Annotated in this window: 19 protein-coding genes and 1 riboswitch; of the genes, 9 read left to right on the plus strand and 10 right to left on the minus strand. The window is 64.1% G+C overall.

Annotation, left to right across the window (positions count from 1 at the left end):
• From V6M52_RS04595 to V6M52_RS04610, 4 genes are read right to left on the minus strand one after another with little or no spacing between them, the layout of a single operon-like run.
• Complete coding sequence (locus tag V6M52_RS04595) at positions 1 to 894, minus strand: carbohydrate ABC transporter permease (protein ID WP_332699910.1); 894 nt, start codon at positions 892 to 894, stop codon at positions 1 to 3.
• Entirely contained in the window at positions 894 to 1,838 is a 945-nt protein-coding gene (locus tag V6M52_RS04600; protein ID WP_332686266.1) for a carbohydrate ABC transporter permease, read from the minus strand. The genes V6M52_RS04595 and V6M52_RS04600 overlap by 1 nt, the downstream gene beginning before the upstream one ends.
• The gene (locus V6M52_RS04605) at positions 1,831 to 3,057 is read right to left on the minus strand and encodes an ABC transporter substrate-binding protein (protein WP_332699913.1); all 1,227 of its coding nucleotides are present in this window, start codon (positions 3,055 to 3,057) and stop codon (positions 1,831 to 1,833) included. The genes V6M52_RS04600 and V6M52_RS04605 overlap by 8 nt, the downstream gene beginning before the upstream one ends.
• 46 nt (positions 3,058 to 3,103) lie before the next feature.
• A complete protein-coding gene (locus tag V6M52_RS04610) occupies positions 3,104 to 4,033 on the minus strand; it encodes a sugar phosphate isomerase/epimerase family protein (RefSeq protein ID WP_332699916.1) in 930 nt (309 codons plus the stop codon).
• Between the two features lie 235 nt (positions 4,034 to 4,268).
• Between V6M52_RS04610 and V6M52_RS04615 the strand changes: the two genes are divergently transcribed.
• From V6M52_RS04615 to serA, 5 genes are all read left to right on the plus strand, one after another.
• On the plus strand, positions 4,269 to 5,348 hold the full coding sequence (locus V6M52_RS04615) for a LacI family DNA-binding transcriptional regulator (protein WP_332699919.1): 1,080 nt from the start codon (positions 4,269 to 4,271) through the stop codon (positions 5,346 to 5,348).
• On the plus strand, positions 5,345 to 6,724 hold the full coding sequence (guaD, locus tag V6M52_RS04620; RefSeq protein ID WP_332699922.1) for a guanine deaminase: 1,380 nt from the start codon (positions 5,345 to 5,347) through the stop codon (positions 6,722 to 6,724). Before V6M52_RS04615 ends, guaD begins: the two co-directional genes overlap by 4 nt.
• A 27-nt stretch (positions 6,725 to 6,751) precedes the next feature.
• Complete coding sequence (locus V6M52_RS04625) at positions 6,752 to 8,395, plus strand: GMC family oxidoreductase (RefSeq protein ID WP_332699925.1); 1,644 nt, start codon at positions 6,752 to 6,754, stop codon at positions 8,393 to 8,395.
• A gap of 360 nt (positions 8,396 to 8,755) precedes the next feature.
• A complete protein-coding gene (locus V6M52_RS04630; protein WP_332686272.1) occupies positions 8,756 to 9,931 on the plus strand; it encodes a phosphoserine transaminase in 1,176 nt (391 codons plus the stop codon).
• Between the two features lie 89 nt (positions 9,932 to 10,020).
• Positions 10,021 to 11,604: a phosphoglycerate dehydrogenase gene (serA, locus tag V6M52_RS04635; protein WP_332699928.1), complete on the plus strand. Its 1,584-nt coding sequence runs from the start codon at positions 10,021 to 10,023 to the stop codon at positions 11,602 to 11,604.
• 39 nt (positions 11,605 to 11,643) lie between these two features.
• On the opposite strand, the gene V6M52_RS04640 is transcribed toward serA, so the two are convergent.
• Positions 11,644 to 12,588: a DMT family transporter gene (locus V6M52_RS04640; protein ID WP_332699931.1), complete on the minus strand. Its 945-nt coding sequence runs from the start codon at positions 12,586 to 12,588 to the stop codon at positions 11,644 to 11,646.
• 159 nt (positions 12,589 to 12,747) lie between these two features.
• Between V6M52_RS04640 and V6M52_RS04645 the strand changes: the two genes are divergently transcribed.
• Together V6M52_RS04645 and V6M52_RS04650 are read left to right on the plus strand one after the other, a co-directional pair.
• A complete protein-coding gene (locus V6M52_RS04645; RefSeq protein ID WP_332699934.1) occupies positions 12,748 to 14,037 on the plus strand; it encodes an adenylosuccinate synthase in 1,290 nt (429 codons plus the stop codon).
• Between the two features lie 48 nt (positions 14,038 to 14,085).
• Entirely contained in the window at positions 14,086 to 16,113 is a 2,028-nt protein-coding gene (locus V6M52_RS04650) for a hypothetical protein (protein ID WP_332699937.1), read from the plus strand.
• A 44-nt stretch (positions 16,114 to 16,157) separates the two neighbouring features.
• Here the strand turns inward: V6M52_RS04650 and V6M52_RS04655 are convergent, their stop codons facing one another.
• The 3 genes from V6M52_RS04655 to thiB form a co-directional block, all read right to left on the minus strand.
• Positions 16,158 to 16,814, minus strand: a complete 657-nt coding sequence (locus V6M52_RS04655; RefSeq protein WP_332699940.1) for an ATP-binding cassette domain-containing protein — start codon at positions 16,812 to 16,814, stop codon at positions 16,158 to 16,160.
• Positions 16,801 to 18,393, minus strand: coding sequence for a hypothetical protein (locus tag V6M52_RS04660; protein WP_332699943.1), 1,593 nt, complete (start codon positions 18,391 to 18,393; stop codon positions 16,801 to 16,803). The genes V6M52_RS04655 and V6M52_RS04660 overlap by 14 nt, the downstream gene beginning before the upstream one ends.
• Before the next feature lie 173 nt (positions 18,394 to 18,566).
• Complete coding sequence (gene thiB, locus V6M52_RS04665) at positions 18,567 to 19,574, minus strand: thiamine ABC transporter substrate binding subunit (RefSeq protein ID WP_332699946.1); 1,008 nt, start codon at positions 19,572 to 19,574, stop codon at positions 18,567 to 18,569.
• A gap of 66 nt (positions 19,575 to 19,640) precedes the next feature.
• Positions 19,641 to 19,741, minus strand: a riboswitch (TPP riboswitch).
• 62 nt (positions 19,742 to 19,803) lie between these two features.
• Here thiB and V6M52_RS04670 point away from each other — a divergent pair.
• Positions 19,804 to 20,466, plus strand: a complete 663-nt coding sequence (locus tag V6M52_RS04670) for a thiamine diphosphokinase (protein WP_332699949.1) — start codon at positions 19,804 to 19,806, stop codon at positions 20,464 to 20,466.
• Positions 20,467 to 21,054: 588 nt separating this feature from the next.
• Here V6M52_RS04670 and rpoH read toward each other — a convergent pair.
• Together rpoH and V6M52_RS04680 are read right to left on the minus strand one after the other, a co-directional pair.
• On the minus strand, positions 21,055 to 21,924 hold the full coding sequence (gene rpoH / locus V6M52_RS04675) for an RNA polymerase sigma factor RpoH (protein WP_332687617.1): 870 nt from the start codon (positions 21,922 to 21,924) through the stop codon (positions 21,055 to 21,057).
• A 197-nt stretch (positions 21,925 to 22,121) separates the two neighbouring features.
• A complete protein-coding gene (locus V6M52_RS04680; protein ID WP_442881811.1) occupies positions 22,122 to 23,162 on the minus strand; it encodes an RluA family pseudouridine synthase in 1,041 nt (346 codons plus the stop codon).
• Here V6M52_RS04680 and V6M52_RS04685 point away from each other — a divergent pair.
• The gene (locus tag V6M52_RS04685; RefSeq protein WP_332699952.1) at positions 23,161 to 23,511 is read left to right on the plus strand and encodes a DUF6476 family protein; all 351 of its coding nucleotides are present in this window, start codon (positions 23,161 to 23,163) and stop codon (positions 23,509 to 23,511) included. The two genes, V6M52_RS04680 and V6M52_RS04685, sit on opposite strands and share 2 nt — an antisense overlap.
• Positions 23,512 to 23,514 lie beyond the last annotated feature (3 nt).

Here is a 23,514-nt window from a genome sequence, read left to right on the forward strand (position 1 = left end):
TCAACCTTTGACGGAGCCGGCAGTGATGCCGCGGACGAACCAGCGGCCGGAGACAAAATAGGCCACGAGCGGCACCAGTGCGGTCAACACGGTCGCCGCCATATGGACATTGTATTCACGCTGGCCGGTGGTGGTGGTGACGATGTTGTTGAGCTGCACGGTCATGGGAAGATTATCGCGGCCGGCAAAGACGAGGCCGAGCAGGAAGTCGTTCCAGATGCCGGTCATCTGCATGAGGCCGGCAACGATGAGCATGGGCAGGGAGAGCGGCAGCATCAGCGAAAAGAAGATGCGCCAGAAGCCGGCACCATCGACCCGGGCCGCCTTGAACAGCTCCACCGGGATGGAGGCGTAGTAATTGCGGAACAGCAGGGTGGTGAGCGGCAGGCCAAAGATGACATGGACCAGCACAATGCCGGCCAATGAGTTGTAGAGACCCAGCGCCGCGGTACCCCGCACCATGGGGAAGAGGAAAATCTGCAGCGGAATGAAGCCGCCAATGGTGATGGCTGCGAAAAGCAGTTTCGAGCCCGGCGGTCGCCAGAAGGAGAGCGCGTAGCCGGTGACAGCGCCCAGCAGCACCGACAGGATGGTGGCCGGAACGGTGATCTTGACCGAGTTCCAGAAGCCGACGCTGACGCCGTTGCAGTTGACCCCGGCACAGGCGCTCGACCAGGCCGTGCTCCAGGCCGACCAGTCGAGCACCTGCGGCAGGGCAAAGATCTGGGCGGAGCGGATCTCGTCCATGCTTTTGAACGAGGTGATGAGCATCACATAGGCGGGCAGCAGAAAGAACAGCGCCGCCACGACCAGAAAGGCATAGAGGCCGATGCGCGGCAGGGTCAGGCCTTGCGGGCGCGGGCCATGCGCGTGCTGCGGAAAGGGGTCGCGCATCAGAGCCTCCCGGTCTGGCGGCGCGCCCAGATATCGCGCGCATAAAGGATCGGCACGGCCACGGCCATGACCGTCACCAGCATGACCGTGGCGCCGGCGGTTGCCAGGCCGAGGTCTTGCCGGGCGAACAGGCTGTCCATGATGAACTTGGCCGGCACCTCGGTGGATTGGCCGGGCCCGCCATTGGTGAGCGCCACCACCAGGTCGAATGTGCGGACGGCGCCCATGGTCAGCAGCATGAAGGCGGTAGCGACAGAGGGGCCGAGCTGGGGCAGGACGATGGAGAGATAGGTGCGCCACATAGGGATGCCCTCGATGCGGGTGGCACGCCAGAGGTCGGCATCGATGCCGCGCAGCCCTGCCAGCATGAGCACCATGACAAGGCCCGCGCTCTGCCAGATGCCGGCCAGCGCCACCGCATAGATCGCCATGTCGGAGCGCGTGGTCCAGTCGAACGTAAACCAGGCCAGGCCCGCCGCGCGCATCGTGGCCTGGATGCCGATCTCGGGATTCATCAGCCATTGCCACATCAGGCCCGTGACGATGAAGGAGAGCGCATAGGGATAGAGCAGCATGGTGCGCCACATGCTTTCGAAGCGCACGCGGCGGTCGATGGCAATGGCCAGCAGGAAGCCGACCACCAGCGCACCGAGCACATAGACCACCCCGAAGGTGAGCAGATTCTGGATGGAAATCGACCAGCGCGCGGTGCCGAACAGGCGCTGATACTGCGCCAGGCCCGCGAACTCGCTAGAGGGGAGCATGCGTGAATTGGTGAGCGAGAGCTGCACCGTCCAGACCGTAGTGCCCAGATAAACGAGCAGGATAATCAGCCAGGCCGGTGTCAGCGCCGCCAGAGCGGCTACCGGCAGACGCAGTCTGCCGGTAGCCCGAGGTCGGGCCGGGCTGGACGCAGGGGAGCGCGCAGCCCGGTGATCAGCCATTGGCGAAGGCCGCCTTGTACTGCTCGATGAACGTCTCGACGCTCATCGAGGGATCGGCGAAGTAGGCGCCGACGGCGTCCTTGAAGCCGCCATTGATGGCGGGCGACAGGGTCATGGCGGCGTCGAGCACGATCTTGTCCTCTTTGACCAGGCCAATGGCCTCCTGCGCGCAGCTGTCGAAGCCGCTGGTGTCGACGTCGGTACGGATCGGCACAGACCCCTTGATGACCGAGAATTCGGCCTGGACCGTCGGATCGAGCACGGCTTCGGCGAGCAGCACCTGCGCGGCGTCCTCGTCCGCATTGCCGGTCTTGGGGAAGGTGAAGGCATCGGCCAGCATGATCAGGGAATCGGTGCCCGGGGTGAGGGCGCAGCCATAATCGGTGCCGGCCACCTCGCCGGCGGTGGCGAACTCGCCCTTGATGAAGTCCGATAGCAACTGCAGGCCCGCTTCGTCCTTGATGACCATGGCGGTCGCATCGTTCCAGTTGCGGCCCGGGGCGCCAGCATCGACATAGTCGCGCAGCTTGCCAAAAATGGCCACCGCTTCAGCGAATTCGGGCGTGTCGATCACCGAGAGATCGCCGTCGGTGTAGAGCTTGGTGAAGGCCGCGTCGCCGATGGTCGAAAGCACAACGCCATGGAACACGATGCCCTCCTGCCAGGACTGGCCACCCCAGGCGATCGGCGTGATGCCGGCTGCCTTGATCTTGTCCATGGCGACGAAGAACGCGTCCCAGCTCGTCGGCACGTCGGTGATCCCGGCCTTTTCAAACACTGGCTTGGAATAGAACATCCAGTTGCCGGCATGCATGCCGGTTGGTGCCATATAGACCTTGCCGTCCACCGTGATGGCATCAAGCACCACCTGCGGCACGACGCCGTCGGGCACGGCCGCGTGGAAGGCAGCGTCGATGTCGTTCATCAGGCCCTGGGCAACCACTTCGGTGACTTCCGGCCCGGCAACGGCGGTCTTGGCGGTCGGCGGATCACCGGCAAGCAGCCGGCTGATATAGGCAGCATTGGCGTTCTCGAAGCCGGCGACCGACCAGTCCACCCAGGTGCCGCCCTTGGCGGTAAAGGCATCGGAGATGATTTTGACGGCCGCGGCCTCGCCGCCCGAGGTCCAGGAATGGGCGACTTCGGCGGTGAGCTCCTGCGCCTGGGCGGTGGAAACCAGTAGCAGGGCGGCGAGGCTGGGGAGGAGTAGACGACGCATGGTGGAGTCCTTCCTGGATGCGAAGAGCGGACGGGGCTGCCGTTCTTCAGTCGATGATGGGGAGCAGAGTGGTCTCGACGAACTGCCGCGAGGCGATCATTTCGGACAGGGGATCGGCTGCGGCATCCAGTTCGAGGACGGCCCAGCCGGAAATCTTGTGGTCGCGATACATGCGTGCCCAGGCGGGCCAATCCACGCGCCCGGCACCGAGCCGGCAGAAATACTGCTGGTGGCTATCGTGGATGCCGGCATCGATTGGAATGTCGAACGGCATGACGCCGGTGGCGTCCTTCCAGTGCGCCACCACCAGCCGGTCGATATGGCGGGTCGTAACCGTCACCGGATCGGCACCCGAGCCCAGGAGATGGGCCGCATCGGGGCAGAAGCCGACATAGAGCGGATCGGTCAGCAGCATGAACAGATCGACATCGCGGCTGGTGCAGAAAACCGAATGCGCCTCGGTATGCAGCGCCAGCCGGACGCCGTGGCGCAGGGTCATGGCACCAAGTTCGTTCAGCACCTCTGCAAGACGCTGCGCATAGGGCAGATCTACGAAAAGCGGCTGGTCGGCACCACGGGTGCGCCGCATCGGCAAGCCGACCACCATGGCGTCGCCGCCGCAAGCGGCAATCACCTCGGCATAGCGCCTGGCCAGATCGAATACCCGGACACGTGTGGCCGGGTCGGCAATGTCGCTGCCATGCTCAAGATCGGCAAAGAAGCCGCTGGCCAGAGTGAGGCCACGGCGGGTCAGGGCCTCGGAAAATTTCTCAACGGAGCCGAAAGTCTTGAGGGCATGCTGCCAGTTGAATGGGGAAAAGGTTGGTTCAATCCCCGTGAGACCTGCCGCTTCGACGGTATCGAGCATCCTGTTCCAGAACAAATCTGGAGACTTCTCCGCGACTTCGATGATCTGTTTGACGCTATCTACCGACCAGAACTGTGGATGGAAGAATGTCACTAGATCAACGGCCATCTTCATTCTCGATACCATTGGCAAAATCAATCTCCATCCACCGAAAACGGCGGATTTGTTCTGTCTATATTTTGATCCATCGATCAAATGTGGGTTGGCAATCGATTGCCAATGCAATATTGATTGCACATGGCTTTTTCGTACGCAAGCACAAATAGTGCCTACCGATTAGGCGGCTCTAGGTGTTTGACGGCGCAGGAATTTTCCCGGCATGAAGGACGGAGGAGGTGAAGCAATGAGCAAAAAATCAGCGCCCGACCGCGCTCCGGCCCCATCGGTGGCCGACGTGGCGCGCGAGGCGGGAGTAGCCCCCTCCACCGTCAGCCGCGCGCTGACCAAGCCGGGTCGCATCGCCGAACCCACGCGGCTCAAGGTGGAAGCGGCGGCGCGCAAGTTGGGCTACATGGTCAACCAGGCGGCAAGAAACCTGCGCATCGGACAGACGCGCACCATCATGGTCGTGCTGCCGGATGAGCTCTATATCGGTGCGTCCCAGACTGTCCTCGAAGTGCTGCGTTCAGCGGCCGAGGCCATGACCGCGCGCGGTTACTCTCTGGTCATCGCCAACGTGTCGCGCGCGGCGCAGACGGACGAGCACATCCTGTCGCTGGCTTTTGGCGGCACGGTGTCGGGCGTGCTGCTCATGGCCACTCCGATCCCCAGCACCGCTGACCGCAATCTCATGCAGGCGGGGCTGCCGGTTGTGTCCCTGCATTTCGACATGAGCGGGCAGAGCATTCCCAGCGTCATCAGCAATGACAGCCAGGCCATCGGCGAGGCTGTCGAAGCGCTGGTGGAGCTCGGACACGCGCGCTTTCTCTATATTCGCGGCCGGACCGACAATTACCACGACATCGAACGCCTGCGCGGCGTCCGCGAAGCGCTGGCACGCAGCGGCATATCGCCAGCAAGCTTGCAGACGATGCCGGGAGATTTCAACTTTGAAGGCGGCATTGCCGCCGGGCAGCTTTACCTGGCCCTTGCGCCCGATGAGCGCCCCACCGCGGTGGTGTGCGCCAATGACGACACCGCCATTGGCTTCATCAAGACGGTGATCGATGGCGGGCTCGACGTGCCGGGCGATGTTTCGGTCGTCGGTTTTGACGGCGCGTCGGTCGGTGCCTTCATGACACCCAGCCTGTCCACCGTGCAGCAATCGACTGCCGAGATGGGCCGGCAGGCGGTGGACCTCGTGATTGGCATGGCCACCGGGGAGCTTTTGGCTCCGCCCGATCGCATCGAGGTGCGCTGCCAACTGGTGCTGCGTCAGAGCGTGCGCGCCCTTGCGCCCGAATTGCGGAGCCAGATTTCGTGACCAATGGCATCCAGCACCTGCGCGACAAGGCGGTGATCGGCACGTTCATCCATGCACCGACGCCCGAAAGGCTCGAGTTTCTGGCCGATACACTGGTGACGATAGACGCATCCGGTATCATTTCGGCCGTGGTGCCGCCCGACGATCCACGGCGCGGGGCGCTTGAAGCGCGCCATGCCGACACCATGCTGCGCCTGCCGGAAGGGTGCTATGTCCTGCCCGGCATGGTGGATCTGCATGTGCATGCGCCGCAGTATCCGCAACTGGGGCTGGCGCTGGACGCGCCGCTGGAAGTCTGGCTCCACAAATACACTTTCCCGCTGGAAGCCCGCTACGCCGACCTGGATTTCGCCGCCGAGAGCTACGGCATGCTGGTCGATGACCTCTTGGCCAATGGCACGACAACCGCCCTCTATTTCGCCACCCAGTATCGCGAGGCCAGCAAGCTGCTCGCCGATGTCTGCATCGAAAAAGGCCAGCGTGCCCTGGTGGGCAAGGTGGCGATGGACGATCCCAGTGCCTGTCCCGAAAACTATCGCGACGCCAGTCCCGAAGCTGCCGTTGCCGATACGCGGGCGGTCATCGAGCATATCCGGCAGCACAGGGACAATGGCGAAGGCCGGGTCCTGCCTGTCATCACCCCGCGCTTCATTCCCTCCTGCACCGACGAGACCCTGAAGGGCCTGGGCGCGCTCGCTGCCGAATGCGGCTGCCACGTGCAGACCCACTGCTCGGAAAGCGACTGGGCGCATGGCCATGTCCTCGACCGCTACGGCATGACCGATGCGGCGGCACTGGACGGTTTCGGCCTGCTCACGCGCAAAACCGTCCTGGCACACAGCAATTTCCTCACCCCCGACGATATGGATCGCCTCGCTACGCGCGGCAGCGGCGTCGCCCACTGCGCGCTCTCCAACATCTACTTCGCCAATAGCGTCTTCCCCCTGCGCGCGGCCATGGCGCGCGGCGTGCGGGTGGGTCTGGGCACCGACATTTCGGGCGGTCCGTCAGCCTCCATGTTCAATGCCTGCCTCACCACGGTGCAGTCCTCGCGCATGCTGGAGGAAGGCGTCGATCCTGCCCGTCCTGCTGGTGAACGCGGTCGTCCCGAGTCGGCGGTGAGCCTCGTCACCGCATTCCACCTGGCGACGGCCGGTGGTGGTGATGCGCTGGAGCTGCCGATCGGGCAGTTCGCGCCCGGCTACCACTTCGACGCCATCGCCGTGGATACCACCCAGCGCCAGGGTGGCATCCGCCTGTTCGACCTCACCGATCCAGCCGCCATCTTCGAGAAGATTCTCTATGGCGCCACGCGCGCCAATCTCTCTTCCGTCTGGGTCGATGGCCGGCTCGTCGCCGGCAATCAAACCGCCTGAACGCCTCCTCCAAGAAAGTCCGCCCACATGCCTACTGCCCAATTCGACGCCATGGTCATCGGTTCGGGAGCCTCTGGCTCCTTTGCGGCGCGGGAATTGACAGCGCAGGGGCTCAAGGTCGTGCTGCTCGAGGCCGGGCCCGAGATCGGTCCCAAGGACTTCGATGCGCAGCGCAAGATCCGGCAGTCGGACATCAATCTCTGGCAGCGCGCTAAGGCGACGCTGACGGGCCAGGGCGTCCAGGCACGGGCCGCCTATTTCGACATGCGAATGCGGCATCTGTTCGTCAATGACCGCGAGCATCCCTACACCACTCCACCGGACGCGCCCTTCGTGTGGATCCGCGGACGCCAGGCCGGCGGGCGCACCCATACATTCGGGCGGGCACTGCTGCGTTGGACCGACGACGACTTCAGGATGCGCAGCCGCGCCGGCACAAGCGAAGACTGGCCCGTCGCCTATGACGAAATCGTGCCATATTACGAGGAGGTCGAGCGGTCCCTGGGCATCTATGGCCGCGTCGACGATGTGCCGACCCAGCCCGACAGCGTCTATAGCCACGAGGCGCTGCTGACCGACGCCGAGCAGCAGTTCAAGGCTGACCTCGAGGGCAGGTGGCCGGACCGCCGCGTCATCACCTGGCGCTATATCGGCCCCGAGCCGACCCGGATATTGCACCCGCTGCGCGAGGCCATGGCCAGCGGCAACCTGACAATCCGCTACAACACCATAGCCCATAAGGTTCTGACCGACGAAACCACCGGCCGCGCCATCGGCGCCGAGGTGCTGGACCGCCTGACCGGCACGTGCAGCACCATTGCCGCCTCGGCCGTGGTGCTATGCGCCTCTCCCATCGAAAGCATAAGGCTGATGCTCAATTCGGCATCGGCCCGCCATCCCAACGGACTGGGCAACAGTTCGGGCCTGCTGGGCCGTTACTTCATGGACCAGTTGCCCTGCATTGCCACCGGCACCTATCCCAAGGCCAAGGGAGCCGCTCCTGCCGATACCGCGCCGCCCGATCCATTCTATGGCCCGTCTGGTGGCATCTTCGTGCCGCGCTTCGTGGGCGAGGGTGGCAAGGCCGCCAGCGACTTCAATTTTCAGGGCAGCATCGGCCGCTACCCGACCGGAAGGTCGGGGGATGCGCGCCTGTCCTTTTTCGGCTTCGGCATCATGCAGCCGGATGCCGACAACCGGATTACCATTGATCCGAGGACCAAGGATGCCTGGGGTATTCCCGTCCCCCATATCCGCTGCAAGATGGGCGAGGCGGACAAGGCAACACTGACTCGACAGCTCGATACGCTCACCGAAATGGTCGAAGGCACCGGTGGTGAACTCGAATTCGTCGGTTCCCCGCTCGGTCTCGTGGAAAAAGGCCGAGGCGCCTATCCCGAAGCCGACCCGATCAGCCGCTTCCTGTTCCGCCGCATGTTCACCAAGACCATGGTCATGGGCGCCGCCATCCATGAAGCGGGCGGCGCCCGCATGGGCGAGACACCCGAGGCTTCGGTGCTCAATCGCTGGAACCAAAGCTGGGACGTGCCCAATCTGCTGGTTACCGACGCCAGCGCCTTCCCCACCAGCGGCGTCGCCGGCACTACGCTCACCATCATGGCTCTCACCCTGCGGGCCTGCCGACACCTGGCAGCGGAACTTCGCTCGTGAGCGTCCTGGAGTGTGCGGCCGGCGACCTTTCTTGCAGCCGAGTTCGCACCAACCGAGACCAAATCGAGCCGAGGGCTCGCAGGACCTTCGCCGACACGCCGAAGTGGCGACCCCCAGTGGTCCAGCGAAAATGAACTGATATTTGATTTATCTCCTTGGAAAGCCTGCGAATGGCCCTCCGTTATGTTCCCCAAACAAACTTATGAGTTCCGGAGCCGCCGCACAGCCGCCGCCACCACCACCCACCACCGTCAAAAGGCCTATTGACGCAGACGGGTTGCCGGGCGTATCTCCCGCCTCAGGACATCTCGCCCTAACGCGAGACGCATAGACCTGGGAGGGTCGCTGAAGATGGCTGCAATGCCCCTGATCGCGCCGGCGGTGAAACCGGCAAACCCCAATTTTTCGTCGGGCCCCTGTGCCAAGCGTCCTGGCTGGACGGTTGAAGCGCTCAGCAATGCGCTGGTCGGTCGTTCGCACCGCTCCAAGCCGGGCAAGGCCCGCATCCAGCGGGCCATCGACCTGACGCGCGAACTGCTCCAGGTCCCGGCCGACTATCGCATCGGCATTGTTCCAGCATCGGATACCGGCGCCGTCGAAATGGCGCTGTGGTCGATGCTTGGCGCCCGTGGCGTCGATATGCTGGCCTGGGAAAGCTTCGGCGAGGGCTGGGTCACTGACGTCAGCAAGCAGCTCAAGCTCGATGATGTGCGCATCCTCAAGGCGCCCTATGGCGAATTGCCCGATCTCGGACAGGTCGATTTTGATCGCGACGTGGTCTTCACCTGGAACGGCACCACTTCGGGCGTGCGGGTCGCCAATGGCGACTGGATTGCGGCCGACCGCAAGGGCCTGACCATCTGCGATGCCACCTCGGCGGCCTTTGCGCAGAACCTTGATTTCGCCAAGCTCGATGTCGTCACCTTCTCCTGGCAGAAGGCGCTGGGTGGCGAAGCCGCCCATGGCGTGCTGATCCTGTCGCCGCGCGCCGTCGAACGGCTCGAGACCTTCAAGCCGGACCGTCCGCTGCCCAAGATTTTCCGCCTGACCAAGGGCGGTAAGCTGCTCGAGGAAGTATTCGAGGCTGCGACCATCAATACGCCTTCGATGATCTGCATCGAGGACGCCATCGACGCGATGGAATGGGGCAAATCGCTGGGTGGCCTTTCGGCCATGCAGGCGCGCGCCGACGCCAATTTCAAGGTGCTGGCCGACTGGGTTGCCAAGACCGACTGGGTCGATTTCCTAGCCAAGAACCCGGCCAACCGATCCAACACCTCGGTTTGCTTCTCCATCGTCGATCCGGCGGTGACGGCGCTCGATGCCGACAAGCAGGCGGCCTTTGCCAAGGCCATCGTGTCGCGCCTCGACAAGGCCGGCGTCGCCTATGACATCGGCGCCTACAAGGACGCGCCTTCGGGTCTGCGCATCTGGGCCGGCTCGACCGTCGAAACGTCCGATCTCGCTGCGCTGGTGCCTTGGCTGGACTTTGCCTTTGCCGAGGAAAAGGCCGCGCTCGGCAAGGCTGCTGCCTGACATTTCCAATGGCGCCTGAGGGCGCCGTTTTCCCCCATTCCATCCATTCATCCACCGTTCACAGGTGTGACGAAACTAAGGAGGGCGTCATGCCCAAGGTTCTCGTTTCCGACAAGCTCAGCCCCACCGCCGTTCAGATTTTCAAGGACAATGGCGTGGAGGTCGACTACCTGCCCGATCTGGGCAAGGACAAGGAAAAGCTGCTCGAAGTCATTGGAAATTATGATGGTTTGGCGATCCGCTCGGCCACCAAAGTGACCGAAAAGATCATCGCCGCAGCCACCAATCTCAAGGTCATCGGCCGCGCCGGCATCGGCGTCGACAATGTCGACATCCCCGCCGCGACCACGAAGGGCATCATCGTGATGAACACGCCCTTCGGCAATTCCATCACCACAGCCGAGCACGCCATCGCCATGATGTTCGCACTGGCGCGCCAACTGCCGGAGGCCGATGCCTCTACCCGCGCCAGCAAGTGGGAAAAGAACCGCTTCATGGGCGTCGAGGTCACCAACAAGACGCTCGGCCTGATCGGCGCCGGCAATATCGGCTCGATCGTCGCCGACCGCGCCCTGGGCCTCAAGATGAAGGTTGTCGCCTTCGATCCGTTCCTGACGCCGGAACGCGCGCAGACCATGGGTGTCGAAAAAGTCGAGCTGGATGAACTTCTCAGCCGCGCCGACTTCATCACGCTGCACACGCCGCTGATCGACGCGACGCGCAATATCATCAATGCCGAGGCCCTGGCCAAGACCAAGAAGGGCGTGCGCATCATCAACTGCGCCCGCGGCGGCCTGATCGACGAAGCGGCACTGTATGACGCGCTCAAGTCCGGCCATGTGGCTGGAGCGGCGCTCGATGTGTTCCTTGAGGAGCCTGCCGAGAAAAACCCGCTGTTCGACCTGCCCAACGTGATCTGCACGCCCCATCTTGGCGCCTCGACCACCGAGGCTCAGGAGAATGTGGCGCTGCAGGTGGCCGAGCAGATTTCGGCCTATCTGATGAGCGGCGAAATCACCAATGCGCTCAACTTCCCGTCCATCTCGGCCGAGGAGGCGCCATTGCTGACGCCGTTCATCAAGCTTGCCGAAGTGCTGGGCTCGTTTGCCGGCCAGCTGACCGAGACCGCGATCAAGGGCATCAAGATCGAGTTCGAGGGCCACGTGGCGGCGATGAATACCCGTCCCATGGTGGCGGCTGCGCTCAATGGCGTGCTCAAGCCGATGATGGGCGAGGTCAACATGGTCTCGGCGCCGCAGATCGCCAAGGACCGTGGCATCAATGTCGAGGTGGTGACCCGCGAGCAGCAGGGTGCCTATGAGAACTACATCCGCCTGACCGTGGTGACCGAGCGGCAGGAACGCGCCGTGGCCGGCACGGTCTTTGCCAATGGCAAGCCGCGGGTCATCCAGGTCAAGGGCATCAACATGGAAGCGGAACTGACGCCGTCCATGCTGTACGTGACCAACGAGGACAAGCCGGGCCATATCGGCCGGCTAGGCACGCTGCTGGGCAAGCTCGGCATCAACATCGCCAACTTCAACCTGGGCCGGGTCGAAGTCGGCGCCGACGCCATTGCGCTGGTCTCAATCGACGGGACCCTGACCGAGGCGCAACTGGCCGAGATCGCGTCGCTTGAAGGCGTCAAGCAGGCCAAAGCCCTGCGGTTCTGAGGGGCGAAGCGTCTCGATTGGGTGCGGAGATATCCGCACCTAACGCCGCCGCCGGGCCGCCCAATCGGCCAGCACAATGCCGCTGATGATGATGATGGCGGCCAGATAGTGATAGAGTTCCAGCCGTTCACCCAGAATGAGCACCGAGCCGAGCGCACCGAATACCGGGATCAGATTGTGGCTGGGCGCCGCGCGGTTGGCGCCGACCAGCTCGACGCCGCGGGCATAGAACACCTGGCTGAACATGGACGGGAAGATCATCACATAGACGATGACAGCCCAGACCAGCGGCGACATTTGCGGAATTTCCGCAAAGGACGCGATGCCTGAGCCCAAGAGTTGCAGCATCACCAGCGCGGTGATGGCGGCGCCCAAAAAGGCCACGGCCATGAAGGTCATCATGTGGACCTGTGGGCGGAACCGCAGCGCCAAGGTATATGCGGTGTAGGTGAGGCATGCCAAAATCACGAAGCCATCGCCAACATTGAGGTCGAGCGTCAGGATGCGCGCCGGGTCGCCATGGGTGGCAGTGAGAATCACGCCAGAAATGGCGATCAGCACGCCCAATATCTGCAGCAATGTGGCCCGCACGCGGAAAACGATGAAGTTGGCCGCCAGGATCAGCATGGGGAGCGAGGCCTGCTCGATCGAGGAATTAACTGCCGACGTGGTGGTCAGGCCCAGATAAAGAAAACCGTTGAACAGGGCATAGCCGACCGCGCCATAGGCCATCAGCAGCAGCCAGTGGCGGCGGATCAGCGGCCAGTCGGCGGCGAGGAAGCGCCAGGAAAAGGGCAGAATGAAAAGGGTTGCGCCTACGCAGCGGCTGGCCAGCAGCAGGAAAGGGTCGATTTCGTCGACCACCAGCTTGGCGGCAACGACATTGCCGCCCCAGAACAATGGCGCCAGAATCAGCAGCAGGTAGGGCTGGTCGAGCAGGCGGGCCGAAATGCCGCGATTTTCGTGATCTAGCGGCTTTGTCATCGTCGCCCGGGTGATGTAAGGACAATCGGACTTAGCAGTTATTCGGCCACGATCAAACTTCTACCAAAGGTGGCCGGGGGGACAGACGTCCAAAGTGGGAAGGGTGCGGCGAGTTCGCCGGACCCTTTGTATCGCGCCTATCCTGGAGAAGGTATTTCTATGGCTAATGTGGTTGTCGTCGGCTCGCAGTGGGGCGACGAGGGCAAGGGCAAGATCGTTGACTGGCTCAGTGAGCGCGCCGATGTGGTGGTGCGCTATCATGGCGGCCACAATGCCGGCCACACACTGGTCATTGACGGGGTCAGCTACAAGCTGGCGCTGCTGCCTTCGGGCCTGGTTCAGGGCAAGCTCTCGGTTATCGGCAACGGCGTGGTGGTTGATCCGCATCACTTCGTCCAGGAGATGGCCAAGCTTCGCGGGCAGGGGGTCAAGATCACGCCCGAAATTCTGCGCATCGCCGACAATGCGCCGCTGATCCTGTCGCTGCACCGCGAGCTGGATGCCATCCGCGAGGATTCCAATTCAGGCCTGAAGATCGGCACCACCAAGCGCGGGATTGGCCCGGCCTACGAGGACAAGGTTGGCCGCCGCGCCATCCGCCTGATCGACCTTTCCGAGCCCGATACGCTGATGGTCAAGATCGAACGCCTGCTCGGCCACCACAACGCGCTGCGTCGCGGCATGGGCCTGGTCGAGATCGAGGCACAGAAAATCTACGATGAACTCACCAGCGTAGCCGCCGAAATCCTGCCGTTCATGGACCAGGTCTGGAAGGTGCTGGACGACAAGCGCAAGGCCGGAGCGCGTATCCTGTTCGAGGGCGCCCAGGGCGCTTTGCTCGATAATGACCACGGCACGTATCCGTTCGTCACCTCGTCCAACACCGTGGCGGGGCAGGCAGCTGCCGGGTCGGGCCTGGGGCCTACTGCCATCGGCTATGTGCTGGGCATCACCAAGGCATATACGACCCGCGTCGGCGAGGGCCCGTTTCCCTGCGAACTCGATGACGAGATCGGGCGGCATCTGGCTACCGTGGGCCGCGAGGTCGGCGTCAATACGGGCCGGCCGCGCCGCTGCGGCTGGTTCGACGCGGTATTGGTGCGCCAGACGGTCAAGACCTCGGGCATATCGGGAATCGCGTTGACCAAACTCGACGTGCTCGATGGCCTCAAGGAGATCAAGGTCTGCGTCGGCTACGAGCTGGACGGATCACGGATTGATTATTTGCCTGCCTCAATGGGGGCACAAGCGCGGGTTAAGCCGATCTATGAGACCCTCGAAGGATGGTCCGAGACGACCGCGGGCGCCCGCAGCTGGGCCGATTTGCCGGCGCAAGCGATCAAATATGTCCGGTATATCGAGGAACAAATCGGGGCGCCGGTGGCAATGCTGTCGACGAGCCCCGAGCGGCTCGATACCATCCTTGTCGTTGACCCATTCCAAGACTGATTTTTTTTGCTACAAGACGTCGCTGCAATTGTGAGTACCAACTAACCAATGGCGGACTACAAGGAGCTGTTGCGCCGGGCCATCTCGGCGCTTCCGGAGAACAATGGGGCCGCCCGCCGGGCTGTCTATGAGAAGGCGCGTTCGGCTCTGGTCGGGCAATTGCGCGCCATCACGCCCCCATTGCCGGCGCGCGATATTACCCAGCATCGCCTGCAGCTCGAAGATTGCATCCGCCAGGTCGAGCAGGAAGCAAGCGAGGCCGTGATTACACTGGGGCGTGAGAACGTCCTGGGTCCGCGACCCACAATGCTGCCCGCCGACCCGGTGCCCGCTCCTGTCGCATCGCCTCCGGCGCCGGTGGCGGAAACACCCAAGCCTGCCGACGCTCCCAAGCCAGCTGACGCTTCGAAGTCCGCCGATGCCACCAGGCCAGCCGAAACCTCGAAGCCTGCCGACCCGGTCGATGTGCCCAAGTCCGAGGACACGGTAGCGCCCGCCAAGGACGGCATGTCCATCGAGGACATTATCTCGGAGGCAGCCGAAACGACTGGTGCGCCGGTCAAGTTGGTCAAGGACGAGGAGGCTCCATCCGGAAAGCCGGAGCTGAAGGCCGAGCTGCGTTCGATGCCGTCGATCGTTGCCCGCGCCGAGGCAGCCAAGACGGGGCCAAGTTCGCCGCTGCAGCCAGCATCCAATGTGCGGCCCATGGAGGCGCCGCTCAAGGGGCCGAGTTTCGAGCCACGCCGGGATCCGCCGCCTCTGGCTGCCAATTCGGCAGCCGAGGTGGTGCGTGTCACTGCCCGCGTCGAGCCCTCGATGGGCAATCACGCCGTCGCCCGGCAACAGGTGGCGGCCCCCATTGCTGTCCTGGAGGCGCCCCCAGTCGAGGAGGCATTGTCCAGCGTCCGCGAAGTGGAGGTCGAACCCGATCCGAGCGAGGCGCAGGGGGCCATTGAGCGTGCTATCGAGGCACTGGACCGTGAAGCTCGCGGCGAGACGACGGTGATCCTGCCCGACCCCGCGGCCAAAGCGTTTGTGGCAGCTGACGCAGTCGATGAAAGCGATGATTCCGGCTTCGCAGATGCCCCCGTGCAGCAACGCAGCGGTGCAGGGCTGACTATTTTCCTCGTGGTCTTTGCGATCCTGCTGGCTGGTGCCGGCGGTGCGGGTTTCTGGGCCTGGCGCGAAGGCTATGTCGATATCGATCAGATGTTCGGCCAGGCACCGGTGACCGAAACGACAGAGACGACGCCGGCGACACCGACGCTGGATCCGGTACAGCCTGCCGGTTCGGCCCCAGATGCTGCGGTCGGCCCGGGCAATACGTCGCCCACTACGACCAATGGTTTGTCCGGCAGCGGACTTGGCGGCCTGCAGATCGAGGACCGGCTCGAGCCGACGCCGGAACCGGTGCAGCCTACGGGCGCTGAATCGGTGCTGCCCGATGTGAACGCTGGCGACGACAAGGGCGAGGAACGCCTGCCTGGCGAGGAGACGACGGCACTGGCGGCAAACGATCCGGCGGCTTCGGTCGATCCGGCCGTGCTGGCGGGCAGCCAGTCCTTGCTGCTGGAAGCCAGTCAGGACGGAACGACAGGGGCGGTGCCTTTCTCTGGCACCGTTGAATGGACTGAAGGGGTCGACGAACTCGGCCTGCCGACGCTGCAAGCCACCGCCAGCATTCCGGCGCGCAATCTGGGTGTCGACATTACCATTCGCAAGAACTCCGATCCCAGCCTGCCGGCGAGCCATCTGATGGAAGTCGACTTCAAGGTGAGCGACACCTTCATCGGCGGCACCATCGCCAATCTGCCGGGCGTGTTGCTGAAGAACGAGGAACTGGTGCCGGGCACCGCCCTGATCGGCGCGTCCGCCCGAGTGGTGGGCAATTCGTTCCTGTTCGCACTGAGCGCAACGCCGGCCGATGCGACCACCAATGCGGACCTCCTGGAAAACCGCCGCTGGATGGACCTTGCGGTGGTCTATGGTACGGGCCGCAACGCCATTATCACCCTGGAAAAGGATGAAACGGCGCAGGTGCTGTTCGACAAAGTGTTCGCCACCTGGGCCGAATAGCTCTCTCATTGTGGCAGTCTAGATCCCCGGGCATGGTCCGGGGATTACTTTTCGGTCCCCGGCTCGCTTGCCGACAGCCGACCGTCTCTCAGGACATAGCGCCGGCTGGCCAGTGCCTCGACGTCGTCGGCGTGGTGGCTGACCAACAAGGTGTGCCAGTCATGGCGCACGGTCAGCGTCCGTACTAGGTCGCGGATCACCGCGCGGGTTTCGTCGTCCAGCGCCGAGAACGGCTCATCCAGCAGCAGGACCGGCCGGGCGCGCAGCAAGGTCCGCGCCAGGGCGGCACGCTGCTTCTGCCCGCCCGACAGCGTGGCGGCCCGTTGTTCGCCGACCCCTTCAAGACCGACTTCGGCAAGCGCGGCGGCGATCAGGGCGCGCGCTTCTGCCTTGCTGGCACCGGCGGGCAGGCCGAGGGCAATATTCCTGGCGGCGCTCAAATGCTCGAAGAGGCTTTCCGACTGCAGCAGCAGCGACACGGGCCGGGCTTCGGGTGGTAGTGGCAGCAGGTCCTGGCCGTCGAGTGTGACCTGGCCGGTGGAGGGCTCCAGGAAGCCTGCCAGCAGGTCGAGCAGGGTGGATTTGCCCGAGCCGCTGACGCCCGATATGGCGGTGACTTCGCCGGCATTGGCTGCGAGCGAAAAGACATAGGGCGTCGCCTGGCCGGGATGGGCAAAGGTCAGGTTCTCAACGCGCAGCATCGGCGATCCTTTCAAAGAGCCTGGGCAGGCCGACAAAGGCGACGATGGTGCCGATCAGCAGGATGGCGGCAATGGCCGCTGCATCATTGCTGCGATAGGAGCCCAGCGAACGGAACATCATCAGTGGCAGTGTCTGGAAATCCTGGGTGCCGAACAGGGCGATGACGCCCAGATCGCCCAGCGAGAAGCAGAAGGCGAGCGCCAGCATGACGCCGATATCGCGGCCCAAGAGGGGAAATTCGACCGAGGCAAACTGGCGCCAGCCGGAGAGGCCGAGCGAGCGGATCAGCTTGCCGCGGCTGTGGGCGATGGCTTCGAGAGGTGGGCCAAGCGTCGCCATGGCAAAGGGAAGCGCGAGCAAGCTATTGGCGAGTATGACGACGAAGGGCGCGGCGGTCGCGGGGGCAACGCCGAGATTGCGCACCAGCAGGAAGAAGCCGAGCGACAGGACAACGGCGGGCACCGCCAGGTAGGCGAAGGCCGGCATGCCCAGCAGCGTGCGCAGGGGACCGTTGGCGGTGGCGCCTCGCCCGAGGGCCAGCAGCAGGGCCAGCACGAGGGTCAGCATGGCGGAGGCCGCGCCAATGACGAGACTGCTGGCCGCCGCCCACCAGAAGGTTGGCCGAACGACGAGATTGCCAATGCCGGTCCCCAAGCCATCGAGCAGCACCGAGAGCAGCGGCAGCGCGAAGCCAAGGATGCATAGGACCAGCACCACGCCCTGCAGCAGGCTGGCGAGGCCGGCATCGCGCCAACGCGGCGCGGCTGAGGCACTCAAGCTGGTGGGAATGGGCGCCAGTGCGGACGCCGCGAGAATGATCGCCGAGCAGACGGCGATCTGGGTAGCCGCAAGGCGCACCGCACCAGCGAGATCAAAGTCCTGTCGTACGGCGGCGTAGATGGCGACTTCGAGCGTCTGGTTGGCCGGGCCGCCGCCAAGCAGCAGCACGATGGGGAAGCTGGTGAAGGCGAGGAGGAAAATGATGGCGGCCAGGCCGGGCATGGTGCTGCGCAGGGCTGGCCAATCGATGATCGCGAAGCGCTGCCAGGCCGAGAGGCCGAGCGACTGGCCGGTCTTGAGGCGGGCGGCGGGAATGGCGTCGAGCCGCGCCAGCAGGATGCGGGCAGCGAAGGCGCCGTCGAGCACCACGTGGGCGAAGAGGATGCCAGACAAGCCGAAGGCTGGATTGCCGATGGAGACGCCGAACAGGGCCTCGCTGGCCTGGTTGATCCAGCCATTGCGGCCCCAGATGGAGAGGAGCCCGAAGGCGACCACCATGCCGGGGGTGACGATGGCAGAGGCGAAGAGGCCGACCACGAAGTCCCGGCCGGGGAAGCGCAGCCGATTGAGCGACCAGGCGAGGGCGGTGCCGACCGCCAGGGAGAGGATCGCGGTCAATCCGGCCTGGGTCGAGGTCATGCGCAGCAGGTGCGGGATGTCGATCCGCGAGGTGTCGCCCTCAGCGCCGGTAGCGGCCGCCAGGATGGCCCAGAGGACGAGGGCAATCAGCGCCGCAATAGCGGCGGCCAAGGTGGTGGCTGCGGCGATGCGGACGGGGCGGCGGGGCAGGGTCAGCATGACAGCCCAATCGCCAAATTCCCCTCACCCGTCTCGGCCGTTGGCCGATCCACCCTCTCCCACGAGGGGAGAGGGGTGGCATCTTGCCTCCCCAAATTCCGAGTCCCCCTTCTCCCCGCGTGGGAGAGGGTGCCCGAAGGGCGGATGAGGGGGTGTTCGGACATATCAGGCCCTTACTGCACCGCTGCCAGCATTTCGTCGATCCAGGCCTGGCTATTGGCCTCGATCTCGGCGTCGGTCAGCGTCAGGGTTTTGGCGGGCTGCGGCAGGGTGGCGAAGGCGGGGTCGAGGTCGGCGCCCAGATCGATGACCGGGAACATCCAGTTGGTGGTGGGGATCACCTTCTGGCCGTCGACTGAGGCGAGGTAGGCGAGGAATTGGCTGGCCAGTTCCGGATGGTCGGAGGATTTGAGGATGCCGGCCACTTCGGTCTGGGCCAGGTGTCCCTCGTCGAACAGGGCGGCGTGGATGGTGTCATCGCCTTCGGCGCTGATGTGGTAGGCCGGCGAGGTCGAGTAGCTCAGCGCCATGTCCGCCTCACCTTCGAGGAAGAGGTTGTAGCTCTCGCTCCATTCACGGGTGACCGTCAGGATATGCGGCTTGAGGCCGGCCCAGATTTCGGGGGCGCGGTCGCCATAGGCGGCGCGGATCCACAGCACGAGGCCAAGGCCCGGCGTGGCCGAGCGTGGGTCCTGCACCACGATCTTGAAGTCCTCGGGCAGGGCGATCAGTTCTTCGAAGGACTTGGGGGGCGTCGCGACGCTGTCGGCGTCATAGACGAAGGAAAAGTGGGCGTAGTCGAAGGGCACGAATTGCGCGTCGGTCCACGGCTCGGGCAGGGTCAGGGCCGAGAGGTCGAGGGTGTGATCGGCGAAGAGGCCGGTGGCGCGGGCCTCCCCGGCGATGGCGGTATCGAGCCCGACGATGAGGTCGGCTTCGGTGGTTTCGCCTTCAAGCTGAACGCGGCGCAGCGCGCCGATGGAGCTGTCGGCAGCGATCCACTCGACGATGCAGCCGCCGCAGATGGCTTCAAAGCCGGCCTTGAGACCGGGGCCGGGGCCCCATTCGGCGGCGAAGCTGTCATAGGTATAGACCTTGAGGATCGGCACTTCTTCGGCGAGGGCGGGAGCGGCGAACAGTCCGGTAAGGACCGCAAGCGCCAGACGGGTGATTTTGACCATGGGTCATTCCCTTCAATGGTGTCACGGCCATGAGTGAAGGGGGTGTCAATGGTGAGGGCATCGAGATGCCCTTGCCATCTCGAACTTCCTCCGCCAGCATGACCTGGTTCAGGTTCAATGGGTAATTCTCAGCTCCGGAAACCTCCGGAGCACCCCAGCGAGACGCCTCACACTTAATGAGAGCTTTGTGACAGTGCAAGACACTTCCGTGCCGGGTGCGGATGCGCCAATGGTCGTATTCGATCGCCCCATGGCCATTGTCGGTGGAGGGGCGGTGGACCCTGCCTTGCTGGTGGAACTGGCGGCGCGTGGGGTCGCCCTGGTCGGCGCCGATGGGGGCGCCGATGCGATTGGCGATGCCGGCCTTTTGCCTGCCGCCATCATCGGGGACCTCGATTCGCTCGCCGACCGGTCGGAATGGGAGGCGCGGACCCGGGTCATTCATATTCCCGAACAGCTCACCACCGATTTCCAGAAGTCGCTTTATTCGACCCGAGCGCCGGTGACCCTGGCACTGGGCATGACCGGCAAGCGGCTCGACCACACTCTGGCGGCGCTGAGCGCCGTGCTGGAATATGCGCCGACCCGCAAGCTGCTGCTGGTGGACGAGGTGGACGTGGCGCTGGCCGTGGTCGGGCCCATCGCCTTTGAGGCGGTGGAGCGGGAGCGGGTGTCGATCCATCCGCTGCTGCCGATCAGCTTCAGCCATTCGACGGGCCTGTTCTATCCGATGGATGGGTTGACGCTGGAGCCCGGCGGGCTGATCGGGACGTCCAATGAAGGGACGGGCGGGCGCGTGGAAGTGGTGCCGGTCGATGACACGCCGTGGTTGCTGATCCTGGGCAAGGAGCGGTTGTGGGATCTCATCGAGGCGAGCCAAAGCGCCGCCTGAACGCGGTTTTCATAAATGGACGGACCCCGAGGCGGATGCCGCCTCTGGAAATTTAAAAACGAGACGACAGTCGCCTCGGGGCGCCGGTTTTTGGAACAGGACCGGTTATCGCGCAGCATGAACGCTCGCCATGCTGCGGCCGGCTCTCGAACCTGCGCGAGAGGCAAAGCCCGCGCCCGGCTCACCCCGCCACTGTTCGCCTGCAGGCCGCCCATGCGGGGTGATGGGAAGAGTGTGCCACAGGTTTTGGGGAGGGGGATAAGTTGGTGTTTGAACGTGCACACCCCAGCAAATGCGGTCGTCACCTTCGGGCTTGACCCGATGGGACTGCACTTATCCGACGTTCCACAAGTGAAGAGCCCTCGGGTCAAGCCCGAGGGTGACGTGCGGTGGGTGTGGGATTGTGTCTGGCCAACCCCCTCCTAGCCTCCCCTGAAGGGGGACGGGCAGATCGGGTTTGGATCGCCCTCTCGCCACACATACACTGCGCGGTTCCTCCCCCTCAGGAGGAGGTCAGGTGGGGGCGTTGTGGTCCCAAACAAAAAAGGCGGGCATTGCTGCCCGCCTTTTTGCAAATCTCAACCCGGCTCAGTGCGCCGCGGCGGCTTCCTTGACGGCGTCCTGGACCTTTTCGAAGGCGCGGACTTCGATCTGGCGGATGCGTTCGCGGCTGACGTCATACTGCTGGGCCAGCTCTTCGAGCGTCGCGGGATTATCCTGCAGGCGACGGGCCTGGAAGATGGCGCGTTCGCGCTCGTTGAGCACGTCCATGGCGCTGTTCAGCAGCCCCATGCGCTCGGAGAATTCCTGGCTTTCGCCCAGGCTGGTTTCCTGGCTCGGGGTATCGTCGACCAGCCAATCCTGCCATTCGGACGAGCCTTCGTCGGCCCGCATCGGCGAGTTGAGCGAAGCGTCACCCGAGAGGCGCGCATTCATCGACACCACATCGTCCTCGGTGACCTTGAGGGTCGTGGCGATCTGCTTGATCTGGTCGGGATGCAGCGCACCATCGTCCAGGGCGGCGATCTGGCCCTTCACCTTGCGCAGGTTGAAGAACAGTCGCTTCTGGGCGGCGGTGGTGCCGATCTTGACCAGGCTCCAGCTGCGCAGCACATATTCCTGGATGGCAGCGCGGATCCACCACATGGCGTAGGTTGCCAGGCGGAAGCCCTTTTCGGGCTCGAAGCGCTTGACCGCGTGCATCAGGCCCACATTGCCTTCCGAAATGACTTCGGAGATGGGCAGGCCATAGCCACGATAGCCCATGGCGATCTTGGCCACGAGGCGGAGGTGGCTGGTAATCAGCTTCTGGGCGGCACCGGGATCAGCATGTTCCTTGTAGCGCTTGGCCAGCATGTATTCTTCATCCGGCTCCAGCATGGGGAACTTGCGGATTTCCTGAAGATAGCGGCTCAAGCCCCCTTCGGCGGAGAGGACTGGAAGATTGGTCTGGGCCATATGCGCACCCCTTTCTGGCTCCCCCGCATGAAGCGGGCGGACATGAGTCTGCGATGCCCTTACGGACCATCGGCAGACTACGATGGATATATAGGCGACAATTTGTCTTTTGTAAGGGGTGAACCCTTGCAAACGTCGCTATCGCCCATGGGTTGCAATATGGACGAGCAACCTTGCGCGAAGATTGCGTTTCGGGGCTAACGCGCGAAGGCCTTGTCGTATTCCTGCAGCGCGTCGTCCAGCGCTTGCAGATCGGGCGGCAGAGGGGCCTCGAAGAACATTTCTTCCTTGGTCACCGGGTGCTCGAAACCCAGTTCGGCGGCGTGCAAAGCCTGGCGCCCCAGCGCCTGAATGGGCGCCACCACGTCGGGTGGCAGCCTGTTGATCTTGGTGGCATAGCCCGAGGCATAGACGCTGTCGGCCACCAGCGGATGGCCGATATGGGCCATGTGGACGCGGATCTGGTGGGTGCGGCCGGTTTCGAGGTGGCACTGCACGCGGGTAATGTCCCAGCCGGGATCGCCGAAGCGCGCTTCGACAAAATAATGGGTAATCGCCTCGCGGCCATCCTTGCGCACGGTCTGCTTGAGGCGGTTGTTCTGGTCACGGCCGAGCGGCGCGTCGATGGTGCCCTTGGCGGTTTCGGTCGAACCCCAGACATAGGCGATATAGACGCGATGCAGCGGGCCGGTGCGGCCGTGATCGGCGAATTGTTCCGACAGGTGCTTGTGCGCCGTCTCGGTCTTGGCGGCGACCATGACGCCGGAAGTGTCGCGATCGAGCCGGTGGACGATGCCGGGGCGCTTGACGCCGCCAATGCCCTGCAGCGTGTCGCCACAATGGAAGAGCAGCGCATTGACCAGCGTGCCATCGGGCGAGCCGGGGGCGGGGTGGACCACCATGCCGACGGGCTTGTTGATGACGATGAGCTGGTCATCCTCGTAGAGGATGTCGAGGGGGATATTCTCGGGATGCGGTTCGGCGTCTTCTGGGGGTGGGGCAACAAGGACGATTGTCTCGCCTGCGGTAAGCCGGTATTTGGGCTCGCTGACGGTTGCCCCGTTTATGCTGACGGCGCCGCCAAGGATCAGGTCCTTGATGCGGTTGCGGCTCAGCACGGTATGCACCTTGGCCAGCGAGGCATCGAGCCTGCCGCCGGCCATGTCGGCATCGACGATGACCAAGACCTGGACTTCGCCTTCCTCGCCCTCGAACTCTTCAGCGGTATTTTCGGCCATGAGCGATCCTAACGAGACTGGGCCAGACGGCCCCAAGGCGGATGCCCCGCTGTCCCCCGAGGCGCTGGCCATGTTCAGCAAGGCGCGCCGGTCGTTCGGGATATCGATCGGCATCCTGTTGCTGGGCTTTATGGCGATTGGCATCGCCCTTGTCTATCGCGTGATGCGCGACGCCCCGCCGCCGGTCGTGGCCGAGGCCGTGGCGTTGCCCGCGGGGGCCGAGGTGGTCTCGGCGCAGCTCAGCGAGGGGGCGATCAATGTGACCTATGTGCTGGACGGGGTGACGACACTGGCACTGTTCGACCAGGCGACGGGCGAGCTGACGCGGCAGGTGGTGATCGGGGAGTAGGGG

Source organism: Devosia sp., assembly GCF_036676215.1.
Lineage (GTDB): Bacteria > Pseudomonadota > Alphaproteobacteria > Rhizobiales > Devosiaceae > Devosia.